This is a genomic window from Methylobacterium sp. WL18, from assembly GCF_008040015.1.
In the GTDB taxonomy this organism is placed as follows: Bacteria; Pseudomonadota; Alphaproteobacteria; order Rhizobiales; family Beijerinckiaceae; genus Methylobacterium; species Methylobacterium mesophilicum.
In genome coordinates this window covers 1-674 of record NZ_VRVD01001196.1, presented here as the reverse complement: position 1 = coordinate 674, position 674 = coordinate 1, and the positions used below count along the sequence as shown (strand labels likewise).

1 pseudogene is annotated in these 674 nt (G+C 73.7%); it reads left to right on the top strand.

Features of this window, described 5'->3' with window-relative positions:
- Positions 1-223 (top strand): annotated as a pseudogene (locus FV228_RS31790) (selenoprotein O); the annotation flags it as partial.
- Positions 224-674: the final 451 nt, after the last annotated feature.

The following is a 674-nucleotide window of genomic DNA, read 5'->3' as shown; positions in this document are numbered from 1 at the left end:
CTTCGCGCCGGTGCGGGCGGCGCTCGACGCGCTCACCCCGGCCCCGGGCGCGCGGCTCGACCATCCCTATTTCGCGGGGGAGCCCTGCACGATGCTGATCGAGGAGGTCGAGGCGCTCTGGGCCCCGATCGCCGCCGCCGACGACTGGTCGCCGTTCGCGGCCAAGCTCGCCGCGGTGGCGCAGATGGCCGAGGCCTGCGGCACCGCGCCCTCGGCCGCCTGAGCCTCCTCTTCGGCCAGTCGCCGTTGCTCCTCGGCGTAGCCGCCAGCGATCGCCATGTCGACGAGGCGCCGGGTCAGCCGGAAGGCCAGCCAGAACAGGACGAGGCAGACGGCAGTCGCGGCGGCAGCCTTGAGCGGGTCCACGGGACTCCTCGAACAATCTCCCCTATGTCGGGGCGGGCCCCTCTTAGAGCCGCCGCCGATCGCGTTGCAATCGGACTTGGCTCCGAGGCCGTCTCCCGGGACGGGTTTCACCCCGCGCCGAACCGGGCCCGCTCCGGCGGCGGGCGCTCACGATCAGGCAGGTGCCGTTGCGCGAGACCTTCCATATCGAAGTCCTCGGTCCGGAGTCGGGCGAGGTCCAGACGCGGATCTCGGTGCGCGTCGGCAGCCTGGAGACCGCCCAGGAGCGGGCGCTGCGCCTGTTCGCCCGCGCCCGGGTGCCGCAGCGG